This window comes from Paenibacillus contaminans (assembly GCF_003285015.1).
GTDB classification, from domain to species: Bacteria; Bacillota; Bacilli; order Paenibacillales; family NBRC-103111; genus Paenibacillus_V; species Paenibacillus_V contaminans.
The window spans coordinates 362,678-375,295 of the sequence record NZ_QMFB01000004.1; the positions used below are offsets into that span (position 1 = coordinate 362,678).

14 protein-coding genes are annotated in these 12,618 nt (G+C 52.7%); 3 read left to right on the top strand and 11 right to left on the bottom strand.

Features of this window, described 5'->3' with window-relative positions; translation table 11 throughout:
- The first annotated feature begins 57 nt into the window (after positions 1 to 57).
- From DQG23_RS10245 to DQG23_RS10255, 3 genes are all read left to right on the top strand, one after another.
- Positions 58 to 1,176, top strand: a complete 1,119-nt coding sequence (locus tag DQG23_RS10245) for an ROK family transcriptional regulator (protein WP_158560385.1) — start codon at positions 58 to 60, stop codon at positions 1,174 to 1,176.
- A 277-nt stretch (positions 1,177 to 1,453) separates the two neighbouring features.
- The gene (locus tag DQG23_RS10250) at positions 1,454 to 2,638 is read left to right on the top strand and encodes a hypothetical protein (protein WP_146762280.1); all 1,185 of its coding nucleotides are present in this window, start codon (positions 1,454 to 1,456) and stop codon (positions 2,636 to 2,638) included.
- A gap of 44 nt (positions 2,639 to 2,682) precedes the next feature.
- Positions 2,683 to 3,936 carry a DegT/DnrJ/EryC1/StrS family aminotransferase gene (locus tag DQG23_RS10255; protein ID WP_113030721.1) on the top strand — a complete coding sequence of 418 codons (1,254 nt, stop codon included), beginning with the start codon at positions 2,683 to 2,685 and terminating at the stop codon, positions 3,934 to 3,936.
- 197 nt (positions 3,937 to 4,133) lie between these two features.
- Here DQG23_RS10255 and DQG23_RS10260 read toward each other — a convergent pair whose 3' ends face one another.
- From DQG23_RS10260 to DQG23_RS10310, 11 genes are all read right to left on the bottom strand, one after another.
- Positions 4,134 to 4,373 (bottom strand): hypothetical protein, encoded by a 240-nt coding sequence (locus DQG23_RS10260; RefSeq protein WP_113030722.1) that lies wholly within the window; start codon positions 4,371 to 4,373, stop codon positions 4,134 to 4,136.
- A 52-nt stretch (positions 4,374 to 4,425) separates the two neighbouring features.
- Entirely contained in the window at positions 4,426 to 5,100 is a 675-nt protein-coding gene (locus DQG23_RS10265; RefSeq protein WP_146762281.1) for a hypothetical protein, read from the bottom strand.
- A gap of 5 nt (positions 5,101 to 5,105) precedes the next feature.
- Complete coding sequence (locus DQG23_RS10270; protein WP_158560386.1) at positions 5,106 to 5,594, bottom strand: VanZ family protein; 489 nt, start codon at positions 5,592 to 5,594, stop codon at positions 5,106 to 5,108.
- A 17-nt stretch (positions 5,595 to 5,611) separates the two neighbouring features.
- The gene (locus tag DQG23_RS10275) at positions 5,612 to 5,824 is read right to left on the bottom strand and encodes a hypothetical protein (protein WP_113030725.1); all 213 of its coding nucleotides are present in this window, start codon (positions 5,822 to 5,824) and stop codon (positions 5,612 to 5,614) included.
- Between the two features lie 193 nt (positions 5,825 to 6,017).
- Positions 6,018 to 6,722, bottom strand: coding sequence for an acyltransferase (locus tag DQG23_RS10280; RefSeq protein WP_202865899.1), 705 nt, complete (start codon positions 6,720 to 6,722; stop codon positions 6,018 to 6,020).
- A 10-nt stretch (positions 6,723 to 6,732) separates the two neighbouring features.
- Entirely contained in the window at positions 6,733 to 7,821 is a 1,089-nt protein-coding gene (gene wecB / locus DQG23_RS10285; protein ID WP_113030815.1) for a non-hydrolyzing UDP-N-acetylglucosamine 2-epimerase, read from the bottom strand.
- A gap of 2 nt (positions 7,822 to 7,823) precedes the next feature.
- Positions 7,824 to 8,945 carry a DegT/DnrJ/EryC1/StrS family aminotransferase gene (locus DQG23_RS10290; RefSeq protein WP_113030727.1) on the bottom strand — a complete coding sequence of 374 codons (1,122 nt, stop codon included), beginning with the start codon at positions 8,943 to 8,945 and terminating at the stop codon, positions 7,824 to 7,826.
- Positions 8,917 to 9,558, bottom strand: a complete 642-nt coding sequence (locus DQG23_RS10295; protein WP_113030728.1) for a sugar transferase — start codon at positions 9,556 to 9,558, stop codon at positions 8,917 to 8,919. Before DQG23_RS10295 ends, DQG23_RS10290 begins: the two co-directional genes overlap by 29 nt.
- A 4-nt stretch (positions 9,559 to 9,562) precedes the next feature.
- Positions 9,563 to 10,735, bottom strand: coding sequence for a DegT/DnrJ/EryC1/StrS family aminotransferase (locus DQG23_RS10300; protein WP_113030729.1), 1,173 nt, complete (start codon positions 10,733 to 10,735; stop codon positions 9,563 to 9,565).
- Positions 10,736 to 10,768: 33 nt separating this feature from the next.
- On the bottom strand, positions 10,769 to 11,356 hold the full coding sequence (locus tag DQG23_RS10305) for a GNAT family N-acetyltransferase (RefSeq protein ID WP_158560387.1): 588 nt from the start codon (positions 11,354 to 11,356) through the stop codon (positions 10,769 to 10,771).
- On the bottom strand, positions 11,292 to 12,608 hold the full coding sequence (locus DQG23_RS10310; protein ID WP_113030731.1) for a glycosyltransferase family 4 protein: 1,317 nt from the start codon (positions 12,606 to 12,608) through the stop codon (positions 11,292 to 11,294). The genes DQG23_RS10305 and DQG23_RS10310 overlap by 65 nt, the downstream gene beginning before the upstream one ends.
- Positions 12,609 to 12,618: the final 10 nt, after the last annotated feature.

Sequence of the window (12,618 nt, forward strand, 5' to 3'; positions counted from 1 at the left end):
TAGTAAATTATATATGCTACAATGAAGCAAACCACGCACGGAAGGGACGAAACGCAAATGAACTTACATCCGTCGGAGATCGAGGTTTTGCAGGCGATCCGGCAAAGCGACGGGATATCGCGGAAGCTGCTGGCGGAGAAAACCGGATTTTCGCAGGCGTCCATCACGAAGCTCACCAAATCGCTTATGGATCAGGGCTACATTATGGAAGGGGAAAAAATCGGGCGCGGTCTCGGCAGGAAAGAGGTTTTGCTTTATCCCCACCCGGACAAATTCGCTTTTCTCGGCATCGATATAGGCGGCTACCGGATCCGGTTCGCGCTATCCAACAACAGGCTCGATATTAAGCACCACGCCGAATTTTTAATTAGCGAGCTGCTGCAAGCGGATGATTTGTCGGCCGAGCTCCTGATTAGGGTCGAAGCTTTCCTGCAGGCTGCCGGTACGGAAGCGGTCGATGCGATCGGCATCGGCGTTACGGGCATTATCGACAAGACGCAGAGGAAAATCATGAACATTCCGAATGCCCGCGGATGGGACGATCTGCCTATCGCCGACCAGTTCGAAGAACGGTTCGGTTGCCCGGTTTATTTGGAAGAGAGCGGCAGAGCGATGGCTTACGCCGAGAAAGTGGCGGGCAAGGCCAAAACCACCGACGATTTCATTACCGTTTACATCGCCTACGGAATCGCCGCAGGTATTTTTATTAACGGGAGACTGATGAGAGGCGTCAATAACGCGGCCGGCCTGCTCGGCCATATTACGGTCGACGAGAAAGCCGGCAGATGCAGCTGCGGAAATTACGGCTGTCTCGAAAACCTCGTTACGTACCCGATGCTCGCAAGCCGGTTCAAAAGCAGGAGCGGATCAACGCTTTCCTTTGCGGAAGCCTATCAAATGAACGACAAGGATGCGCTTGACGTTTGTTTGGAAGCGGGGGAAGCGATCGGCATCGCGATCAGCAATGTGATCAATTTATTCAATCCGGAAATTATTTATTTAGGCGGTCCTGTTTTCGAACGGTTTCCAATCGTATTCGAAGAAGTCAGGCGAACTGTTCTATTACGCGCAAACCGCTTCGCCACCTTGGGCATGCAGCTTGAAACGAACTCTTTCGGCGACCGCCAAGGCATCGTAGGCGCTCTTGCGCTGGCCAGCGCTTCATTTGTTTCCTGAGATTCCGCCATCTTCGAAGAAGATGGTTTTTTTGTTTTATCGGAAAGCATATCGTGGAAGCAGCTCTAAACCTCGGTAAACGCGCCAGTCCTAGGCTTATGCATACGAAGTCGCTTTCTTTGAAAGCGTTTAGGACGGCGAAGCCGTTTATCCTTGCGTCCAAAATAATCGTCCGACAGCCATAAAAAGCATTTACAACTTCATTGCGTGCATATATAATTTACTTATTGAATTAATACATCACCTTAATTTATTTTGAAGGAAAGGAAAGATGGTTATGGAGCAGGGCGTTTTAAAAGCCGCTTTTCGCAAAGTAAACATAACTCCCGAGGAAACGGCACCGCTGCAAGGGTATGACCCGGCATTATACATTGCCGATCCCGCCAAAGATATTCTGGACGACTTGTATGCGCGAGTGCTCGTGCTCGACGACGGAAACGAGCGTCAAGTCTTGATAAGCGTAGATTGCGGTCTGTCGAACGAGCAGCCGTTCCATGCCGCGATGAAAGATCGAGCCGAGTATAGAGTTCTTTGCGAAGCCTTCCCTTCCGGCTCCCGGCGCTTATGGAGCGAAGCCGCAGAAACGCGCGAATCGAACGTATCCGTTCACGCCACGCACACGCACAGCGCTCCTGCTCATTTCGGCGGCAAATATGTCGCACGAATCGATCAGGCGGTTCGCGAAGCGGTCTCCGGACTGCAGCCCATCCGGGTCAAAGCGTGTTGCGGAGAGACGGCCGTTTCGGTGAACCGGCGCCCGCACCTTAGGCACAACGACGCGTTACCGATCGATAAGACGCTAAGCGTAGCCGTTCTGGAGAGCCTGGACGGACAGCCGATCGGCGCGATCGTCAATTGCGCCGTTCATCCCACCCTGCTGATCAATCCGTACAACCGGGTTTCCGCCGAATTTGTCGGGCTGGCCATGAGCGAATGGGAAAACAAGCTGGGCGGCGGTTTTACAGCGATGTTCCTGCAGGGCTTTTGCGGCGATGTCGGACCTTACGGCCACATGCGGGACGAGAAAGAAGATACGTATCCATGGGTGCGGCGGCTGGCGCTCCAGTTTTACGCGGAGGCCGCAGAGCTGGCCGAGCGCGCAGTCCCTCTCGAAGCGGGGGTTGTAAAACGCGCGGTCAAAACGATAAGCCTTCCGGCCTACGACGGCTATTTAACCCCGTCGATCGAATCGGAAATAAGCGCGCTGCGGATCGGCGAAACGCTGATCTTCTCCGCCTCTCACGAGGTGTTCAGCGGGTATGCCGCTCTCTTGAGACCGCATTCACCTGCCGCCTATCCCATGTTCTGCGGCGTAGCGAACGGTTATGCCGGCTACCTGCCTACCCCCGAAGCCTTCCGTGACGGGCTCGGCGGCTATGAGCTCAATACCACGCCCTACTGCGAGGAAGCGGGGAAACGGTTCGTCGAAGAAGCGACCGCTCTTCTTCGGCAGCTGGATTAAACACATGATTTTATCCTATTTTTTTTGAGAGAGGACGTATAAACATGATAAACGGCGAACATACACCCGTTAGAACAAAACCTTGGAATTTCGGTCTGCACAGCACCGAGGAATTTGGAGAATTGGAGAAGGAATTGGTGCTGGGCGTTATCGACAAGAAAAGAGTGTTCCGCTACTCCGGAGGGGACCGCGCGCAATCCGAAGCATACAGGCTTGAAGAACTGTACCGGAGCCGTACCGGCGCCAACCACGCTCTTGCCCTTAATGCCGGGACATCGGCGCTTGTGACCGCTTTGATCGGGGCCGGCATCGGTCCCGGCGACGAAGTAATCGTCCCGGCTTATACGTATATCGCGACTGCCGCCGCAGTGCTCATAGCGAGAGCCGTCCCCGTCATCGTAGAGATCGACGACTCGCTGACGCTCGATCCCAAGGCGTTCGAGGCGGCCATTACTCCTTATACGAAAGCGGTCATCCCCGTACATATGCGGGGCGTGCCTTGCCGGATGGATGAAATCATGACGATCGCAAACAAACACGGTCTTATCGTCATCGAAGACGTGGCGCAAGCGAACGGAGGCTCCTATAAGGGCAAGCCGCTAGGCTCCTTCGGTCGCGCGGGCTGCTTCAGCTTTCAGCAATATAAGCTCGTTACGGCAGGAGAAGGCGGCATGCTTGTGACGAACGACGATACGGTTTACGCGCGGGCCAACATTTATCATGATTCGGCGTTCGTGTATTGGGACCAGAACGTGGCGAACAGCCACCCTCCATTCCCCGGCGAAAACTATAGGCTCAGCGAAATCAACGCGGCGCTCGCCCTTGCCCAATCGCAGCGGATCGACGAGCTCATTGTTAAGCTGCAGCAAATCAAACAAACGATTACGGCAGGGATCGAAGACTTGAGTCAAATCCGTTTGCAAACGATCCCCGACTCGGAAGGCGACGTTTCGTACAGCCTCGTCTTTTATTTGCCGACCGCCGAGCAAGCGCAAGCTTTCTCCGCCCGTTTGGCCAAAGAAGGCATTCCGAACGGAACGATCAACAATAACGGCTTCGCCGACCGCCATATTTACAAAAATTGGTCCTACGTCATGGAGAAACGCGGAGCATCCGAGCACGATACGCCTTGGAACTGCCAAAGCTACAAAGGCAATGTCAGCTATTCGCCGGATATGTGTCCGAAATCGCTTGACTGGCTCAACCGCGCGATCGGGATCGGCCTGCATCAGCGGATGACGGAAGAGGATTGCCAAGACGTGATACAAGCGATTCGCGTAACGGCTGCGTCTATGTAAGTCTAATATCAAGGATAAACGGCTTCCCCGTCCTAAACGCTTTCAAAGAAAGTGACTTCGTAAGCATAAGCTAAGGACAGGCGTGTTTACCGTTGAATATTAGCACTTGATACATGAAACATATAAATTCCTTATATTAAAAAAAGAGCCCCTCGCACGCGACCTGCCGTCGCATGCGAGGGGCTTGATTTTGCCGCTTAAGATTCGGCCGAATTATCGGCAAACATTTGTTTAATGAGCGTCGCTTTACGCCGCTTGCCTTTGATCCATGCAAAGAAGTCCGGGTCTTTCCTGATATTGTCCAGAAACCGGTCTACGACCTCATCCTCGGAAAACCCCGTATATTCGGCATAATATTTCACAACCATTCTCGTACGTTCGGATACTTGCCAATCCACTTTGCTGGCAAGCTTTTGAACGGGCTTGAGAAACTGCATCCTTGTACCCCCAATGGATTCTTGATGATCGCACCGTAAGCGAAAGCGGCATTTATTGATGTTTACCTTGGCTAAGGCCGTACTTAGCCGCGATATCGATCAGCCGGTTATATTCCTCCGCCGTCAGCTTTTTCATGATGATTTTTTTGGCTTCGCCCTTTTCTTCATTCGATAGGCCGCCGCCCGCCAACTTCTTCAACGTATCGATGTCGCTCGCGTTCAGTTTCTTGAGCAAGGTCGACAAAACGGCCGTTTTCTCCTTTATCGTGATCTTTTCCTCAACCGCTTCGGCCTTATCCTGAGAAATATCCGGCTTAAACGTGGCATGCGGCTGTTCAGTCTGCGATGCCGGCAGCCCTTTCGGCTGACCGGTTCCTGACGGACCCGGAGAATCCGCTGGTGTTTTCGTTTGTCCATGGGACGCATCCGGTACGAGAGACGGCTCGGGGGAACCGGGCGGCCGGCTTGCTGGAGGAGATGTCCGGCTGCCTTCGGGATCGGATGAAGCACCGTCTTCCGGTTTCGCTTCAGACGGTTTCGGTCTTTCGTCGGCTTGCGAAGCGCCTGCAGCCGAAACCTGCAGTTGGTCGGCAGGAAGCTCCGCATGGATGGCAATCGATTTCAAGAACCGGTCGACCGCATAATCCATCAGAAGGTAACCGGAGATCGCCAAAATGATGAGCAGCGCCCCGGACCATAAGAGCAGCTTCCTCACATTGATTTTCATCCTTTTCACCTGCTTTGCTTCTTCTTCTGAATAACAAGAATAAGAGAAACAGCGGCCAGCCCCATCGCCGCTCCCATCATATCGATCCCTACGTCTTGTATCGCTCCGGTACGCTGGACGGCGCGGGTCTGGTTCCATTCATCCGTCATCGCGACCATTGCTGCGAACAATAAGACGACGGCAAACGTTACGGCCCGATTCAGCGAAAGAGGCTTCAGTGCGACATAACACCAAATCGCCAACATGCCGTACATAAACATGTGCGCGCACTTGCGGAAAATAAATTCAAGGAAACGTAACGGTTCCTTCTTCGCGGGAATAACCGAATTCCGATAACGAATCGTCCAATCCGGAATTCGGGCGCTCAGTTTTACGGATGAGACATGGCTTGTCAGAAACGGCTGCACGCTTTGCTCCGTATATGACTGGGACGACAAACCGAAAATCAGCGCCAGCCATAACAGCAGCGGAACGGAATACGCTGTTTTTACCAAAATTGTCCGTTCGCCCATTACTCCACTGCAGAGGAAGGAAGCGGAGAATGCTCCCGCTTCTTTCTTGCCCGCGCCCTTGCTCCGCCATTGCCCGACAACTGTTCCATCCGCCTGCTGATCATACCCGTGAATACCGACTCCATCGCCACAATCTGCTCGATCGTCGCTTCTTGTTTGATGTAACGCACTGTTTTCTTGAACGCGCGCGGAAAGTCGTCGAATGTTTTCATTTCGCACTCTCCCTGCTAAAATCAAAATGATTCAAAAGGATGATTTTCAAATTTTCGATACACGGTCTAACTGCAATAGCGCGATCCTTCTGTGCCTCCGATATGAAACGCTGCAAATCCCGGCGAAAGCTCTCGCTTTCCTCCGTCGTCTTCACCATCATCACACCGCCTTATATAGGATATCGAGCCTCGATTATTGGTTTCGCAGCAGCTGCGCCTCGGGTACTTTGCGGAAAGGCCGTGCGGGTGTGCCCGCTACGATATCCTCCGCTTCCACATCCTTCGTTACGATGCTGCCTGCGGCAACGACGCCGTCGCAGCCGATCGTTTTACCCGGCAAAATCGTCACGTTCGCTCCGACCCGGCCGCCGGTTCGGATCGTTACGCCTTTGAATTTATCGAAGCGCTCTTTCGTACGGGCCATAAAATTGTCGTTCGTCGTCACTACGCAAGGAGCGATGAATACATAATCCTCCAAAGTGGAGTAAGCCGTTATGTAACAATTCGTTTCCAGCTTGCACTTCGTGCCGATCGTGCAATCGTTCTCGACCGCGGCGCCCCGCCCGATAATCGTTCCTGCGCCGACGGTAACCCGCTCGCGGATTGTGGCCAAGTCGGCGACGAAAACGTCGTTCCCGAGCTGCGCATGCGCGTAGATGACGGCCGAAGTGCCGATCGTGCAGCCGTCGCCGATAACGGCGGGCTGAGCCAAGCTTAAAGGCGTCTTTAATGCCGAGTTTTTCGCCCGCATCGGCTGTTTGCCGATCACCGCATTATCGTGGATGGTCACATTGCTACCGATGCAGGTCCCTTCATAAATAACGACGTTATTTCCGATGGTAATGTTGCTGCCGAAGTTGACGTTCTCGTGAATACTTACGTTTTTTCCAATTGTCAGCGTCTCCAAGCTACCCTCTCCTTTCGGCTAAAAACTTCATCATGCAATCGACGATTTTGGAAGCTGCATTGCCGTCCCCGTACAAATTTTCGATATAGGGGACATCCGTTCTCCGCTGCACGGCATCCGCCAAATTCGCGTTCAACGGATTGACAAGGGTGTTCCAGCCTGACTCGACCGTCTCTACCCATTCGGTTTCATCACGCAGCGTATAGCAAGGAACCCGCGCAAAATACGCTTCCTTCTGCACGCCGCCGGAATCGGTTATGATGCCTTTCGCCCCGCTCTCCAGCAGCAGCATTTCCAAATAAGAAACCGGCTCGATAATCCGGATGGCCGGCGAGCTCGCAATCAAGTCCCCGAAGCCGTAATCGGCGATCATCTTTTGCGTGCGCGGATGCAGCGGCAGCACAACCGGAGCGGACATCCGGCTTAACGCCTCCAGTATCGCCTTCAGTCTTTGCCGATCGTCCGTATTGTCGGCGCGGTGAATCGTTGCCAGATAATAGTCCCTTTCCGCCAATCCGAACGTCTCCAAGCGGTGGTTTCGTTTGGCCAGCTCGATATTGTACAGCACCGCATCGAGCATGACGTCGCCGACCATAAACACATGATCGGCAAACCCTTCCCGCTGAAGATTGCGGACAGCCGTTTCGGTCGGCGGGAAGAGCAGATCGGAGACGTGATCGGTTGCGATCCGGTTGATTTCCTCCGGCATCCGTTTGTTAAAGCTGCGCAAGCCCGCTTCGACGTGAAAGATCGGAATATGCAGCTTGCTTGCAGCGAGCGCTCCGGCAAGCGTCGAATTCGTATCGCCGTAAACCAGGACGGCATCCGGCGTCTCGCGCAGAAGCACTTCCTCGATTTTGTTCAGCATCTCGCCTGTTTGCTTCCCATGATTGCCCGAGCCGACGCCCAAATCGTAATCCGGCTTCGGGATGCTCAATTCCTCGAAAAAAACGCCTGCCATCTTATAATCGTAATGCTGTCCGGTGTTGACCAGCACTTCACGGCAATGCGTCCGAAGAACCCGCGAAACGGGGGCGACTTTAACGAACTGCGGTCTCGCTCCGACAATCGTCACTATTTTTCGCCCCATCGTCATACCGCACCTTCATAAAAGGCTTGAATTTTGCCGACGACTTCCTGCTGCTGTTCGATCGAAAGCTCCGGAAACATCGGAAGCGAGATGGCTTCTTTGCAAGCAAGCTCCGTCTCCGGCAAGTCCCCTTCGCTGTAGCCCAAATATTCGAATACCGGCTGAAGATGAAGCGGTTTCGGATAATACACCATCGTTTCGATATCGTTCTCCTTCAAAAATTGCTGAAGAGCATCCCGATTTTTAACGCGCAGCGTATATTGATGGAACGTATGCTCGTCATGCTTTCCGACCAAAGGAGCTTTCACATGTTCCTCGGATAACCGTTCCCGGATCAACTGCGAGTAGATGCCCGCTTTGTCCCTGCGCAGCTCGTTCCAGCGCTCCAAATGGGGGAATTTCACATTTAGTATCGCCGCCTGGAGCTCGTCCAGCCTGCTGTTATACCCGAGCACGTGATGATAATATTTCGGCTTGCTGCCATGTACGCGCAGAACGCGCATTTTCTCGGCCAGCTCCTCGCTGTCGGTTACGATCATACCGGCATCCCCGTATGCGCCTAAATTTTTCGTAGGAAAAAAGCTAAAACACGCGGCCGTGCCCAGCTGACCGGTTTTACGCTCCTTATACTGCGAGCCGATCGCTTGCGCGGCATCTTCGATAATATGCAGCTTGTATTTATGGGCAAGCGCGATAATCGGATCCATATCCGCCGTCTGCCCGTACAAATGCACCGGTATGATTGCTTTCGTCCGATCCGTCAGCGCCGAAACGATCTGACCGGCGTCGATATTAAACGTCAGCGGATCGATATCGACAAATACCGGAGTAGCTCCCGCTCTGGCGATAGCTCCCGCCGTGGCAAAAAAGGTGAAGGCTGGCGCGATCACCTCGTCGCCCGGTCCGACGCCGCAAGCCAGTAAAGCGATATGCAAAGCGTCGCTGCCGTTGGCGACCCCGATGCCGTAACGGACGTTGCTGTAGGAAGCGACATCGGCTTCCAGCTTTCGCACATTTTCGCCCAGTATAAAATGCGAGGATCCCATCACTTCATCCAGCGCTTTTACGATATCCGGTTTTAACGATTGATATTGTTCAGTAAGATCGAGCATGGGTATTTTCATTCGTTTCGGTCTCCTTTTTGCGCCAAACGACTCGGAATATGGTCAAGATGATAATTTTGATGTCTTCCCATAGCGACATGCGCTGCAAATATTCCAGGTTGATCTTGATCTTGTCGGCCATCACCTGGTGAACGTACGTGTATTCGGGATCCTTGCTTGCGGACAATACGAGATTTTCGTCGATATATTTGAGCGAAGCATAGTCGGTTATGCCCGGCAGTACGGAGAGCACCATTTGCTGCTCCTTCGTATAAAACGAAACATAATGAGGAACCTCGGGCCGCGGCCCGACAAAGCTCATATCGCCCTTCAGCACGTTGAACAATTGCGGCAATTCGTCAAGCTTGAGCTTGCGCAGAAACATGCCCGCTCTGGAAATTCGGGGATCCTTGCCGACCGTAATCTGTTTGCCGAGCTTCTCGGCATCCTTCACCATCGTCCGGAATTTGTAGATTTGAAACGCGTTGCCGTTCCTGCCGACTCTTTTCTGCTTGAAAAATACCGGTCCGGAGGAATCCAGCTTGATCCAAAGCGATACGACTATAAGCAGAGGCGAAATAACCGCTATGCCCAGCAAAGCGAATACAAAGTCGAATATTCTTTTGGCAGCCATAACTTCACCGGTGCTCCACGAACGTCTTCGCATATTTCCGGTAAACCTCGGTAACGGCATCGATCACTCTATCCGCTTGCTCCACTGTCATCTTCGGGTAAAGCGGCAGCGAAACCGCGCCTTCGTATACGCTTTCCGCCTGCGGATAATCGCCGGGGCGGAAACCGAGCGAGCGATAATAGGGATGCAGATGGACGGGAATAAAGTGGACGCTCGTCCCGATGCCCCGTTCTTTCAATTCTTCGATAAACCGGGCCCGGTCGATCGTCAAAAACCCCGGCTGCAGCCTGATGACATAAAGATGCCAAGCATGCCGGTGGCGCGAATCGTCGTGCGGGAGGATAAGCCCCTCCAATGAGGAAAGCGCCCGATTGTAACGGTCCGCATATTGAGCCCGGATCTCCTGCATCATGTTCAGCTTGTCCAACTGCCTCAAGCCCATCGCCGCTTGAATGTCCGTCATATTGTATTTGAAGCCCGGATACTCGACCTCATAAAACCAGCTTCCCTTGTCGGAATAACGGTTCCAGGCGTTTTTGCTCATGCCGTGCAGCCCCATCACCCGAATGCGGTCGGCCAGCTCGGCATTATTCGTCGTCACCATTCCGCCTTCGCCGGTGACCAAATTTTTGGTCGCGTAAAAGCTGAAGCACGTGATGTCGCCGATGCTTCCGATCATCCTGCCGTTATGCTGCGTATACACGGCATGCGCGGCGTCCTCGATGACGATCAGGTTATATGTTCTTGCTATTGCCATAATGGCGTCCATGTCGCATGGGAATCCCGCAAAGTGAACCGGAATGACCGCTTTGGTCCGCGGCGTTATTTTTTCCACGATTCGTGCGGCATCGATATTAAGCGTCCTCGGATCGATGTCGACAAAAACCGGCTTGGCTCCGGCATGAATGATCGTGTTCGCCGTTGCGACGAACGTATACGGCGTAGTAATTACTTCATCCCCGGGACCGACGCCCGCCGCCAGCAGCGAAAGATGCAAACCCGCAGTACAAGAATTCAGTCCCACCGCGTACTCGGAACCGGCATATGCCGCGAACCGTTTTTCGAACTCTACGGTTTTCGGCCCTTTCGACAACCAGTTGGATTTGAGCGCATCCACAACCTCTTGAATTTCCTCTTCATCGATCAGCGGCAAAGCGTATGGGATAGTCGGATTCATCATTACAGCTCCTTTTCGTTATGAGAATAGTCGTTAGCCGAGTTTTTTGACGAAATAATAACAGTCGGGTTGTTCCACCTCCACTTCAAATCCCATTTTGTGATAAAACCCGATGGCGCGTTCATTTGTTTTTTTGACGGAAAGTCCGTAAGCGGTCAAGGACGCAATTTCATTTTCGAACGCTTGAACGAGCTTTTCGGCAACCCCTCTCCCCTTGGCATGCGAGGAAACCGAGATGGATAGCAGCCGGAAAGGGATTTTACTCGGGGAAACGGACTCTTCCTTCGATTTGGTCAGATTCTTCGACACCCGCTGGATGACAGGCAAATATAAGCCGGGTGTCGTCAGCGTCTCCGCTACGTACTGACGTTTGTTTGCCGACAGAAAACGCTGTTTGGCCAACTCCAGATCCCGATTCATTCCTCCCAGCACGAATCCGTTAATGACTCCCGCCGTTTCGCTTACCATAAACACGGTGTCCTGCATAAAGCTCAAATAAAATTTTTCAATCAATGAAATCGAATACTTGCCCAAGAAATGAGTGCCGAACTGTTCTTTATGTATCTTGGATATTTGTTGGATATCGGTAGGCAGCGCTGTTCTGATCAACGGAACGGACATGATTCGGTCCCCCTTTCGACGGTTCGTTTGCAAGCACATCCAAAAAGTTTTGGGCCAGCACTTTATAATCGTGGTTTTGAATGATGAACGACCTGCCTCGGCTTCCCATCTCCTCCCGTTCGGCGTAATTCATATTTGCCAACCGGACGATCGCATCCGCTATGGCCTTCGGGTTTTCCGGCGGAACGGAATAACCGCAGCCGCATTCCGCCACCATGTCGTTGCCCGCTTCGATCGATTGAACAACAGGTTTGGCCGCCATCATATAATCGATCAGCTTGTTGGGACTGATGCCGAAACGGAAAAGCGGCTCGCTTTTTAACCCTATGTACAAAGCATCCATATAGCCCAGCAAATCGGGGATAGAGGACTTCGGCACAGGCGGGAGAAAATAAACGTTTTCCAGTCCGTTCTCCTTCGCCTCTTGCATCAGCCGTTTTTTATCCGGCCCTTTGCCGATTAGAACGCAGCTGATTTTCATCCCTTTGGTCAGCTTTGCAGCCTCTATCAAAGAATTTAAGCTGTTTGCCAAACCGTGCGTTCCGGCATATCCGATCAGAAATTCGCCGCGCTCCTTCAGTTTCATAAGAAGGCTGCGATGCTCGTCGGGAATTCTCATCACATTTTCCTGCCATTCCATCGTATCGATACCGTTCGGAACATAACGGAATTTGCGCGGACTCATTCCGTGCTCGATCATATGGGTGTCTGCCTTCGGCAGCAGCGAAACGACATGATCGGATTTTGCATACGCGAAATTTTCCGCCCACTGCATAACCATGATAAAAGGATGGCGGCGGGACATATTGCCCAGCTCGATCGGCGAAAGCGGCCATAAATCATGGACTTCGAATACGAGCTTCGCTTTAGATCTGCCGGAAATCACAGCGGCGGGAACAATGTCGAGCGGATAGGTAGAAGACGCGATGACGAGATCGGGCTGCACTTTGCGTGCGATTTTGCCGGAGAACCGGAGCAATTTCGCGACGAAGGAAAACATATTGAGCGCTCGTTTGGCCCCGTTTCCGTCATAAGCATGCGTCTTGATCCACATATACCGGATTCCTTCGACCATTTCTTCTTGCAGTTGACTGCCGACCGCCGGCTGCTTGCTTCTCACATGCGAAAAGGACGAGGCCACAATCGTTACTTGATGCCCGAGCTTCGCCCACTCTTTCGCCATGTAATAGGGACGGTATTCCATACCGTATTCGATCGAGCCCGCATAATGATTGATAAGTAAAATGTTCATCTTCATACCC

Bases quoted from the DNA above. Each gene is read 5' to 3' on its own strand.
- DQG23_RS10265 (WP_146762281.1), bottom strand. From the start codon at position 5,100: ATGAAAATCAATGTGAGGAAGCTGCTCTTATGGTCCGGGGCGCTGCTC.
- DQG23_RS10245 (WP_158560385.1), top strand. From the start codon at position 58: ATGAACTTACATCCGTCGGAGATCGAGGTTTTGCAGGCGATCCGGCAA.
- DQG23_RS10310 (WP_113030731.1), bottom strand. From the start codon at position 12,608: ATGAACATTTTACTTATCAATCATTATGCGGGCTCGATCGAATACGGT.
- DQG23_RS10250 (WP_146762280.1), top strand. From the start codon at position 1,454: ATGGAGCAGGGCGTTTTAAAAGCCGCTTTTCGCAAAGTAAACATAACT.
- DQG23_RS10290 (WP_113030727.1), bottom strand. From the start codon at position 8,945: ATGAAAATACCCATGCTCGATCTTACTGAACAATATCAATCGTTAAAA.
- DQG23_RS10275 (WP_113030725.1), bottom strand. From the start codon at position 5,824: ATGAAAACATTCGACGACTTTCCGCGCGCGTTCAAGAAAACAGTGCGT.
- wecB (WP_113030815.1), bottom strand. From the start codon at position 7,821: ATGGGGCGAAAAATAGTGACGATTGTCGGAGCGAGACCGCAGTTCGTT.
- DQG23_RS10295 (WP_113030728.1), bottom strand. From the start codon at position 9,558: ATGGCTGCCAAAAGAATATTCGACTTTGTATTCGCTTTGCTGGGCATA.
- DQG23_RS10255 (WP_113030721.1), top strand. From the start codon at position 2,683: ATGATAAACGGCGAACATACACCCGTTAGAACAAAACCTTGGAATTTC.
- DQG23_RS10305 (WP_158560387.1), bottom strand. From the start codon at position 11,356: ATGTCCGTTCCGTTGATCAGAACAGCGCTGCCTACCGATATCCAACAA.
- DQG23_RS10260 (WP_113030722.1), bottom strand. From the start codon at position 4,373: ATGCAGTTTCTCAAGCCCGTTCAAAAGCTTGCCAGCAAAGTGGATTGG.
- DQG23_RS10300 (WP_113030729.1), bottom strand. From the start codon at position 10,735: ATGAATCCGACTATCCCATACGCTTTGCCGCTGATCGATGAAGAGGAA.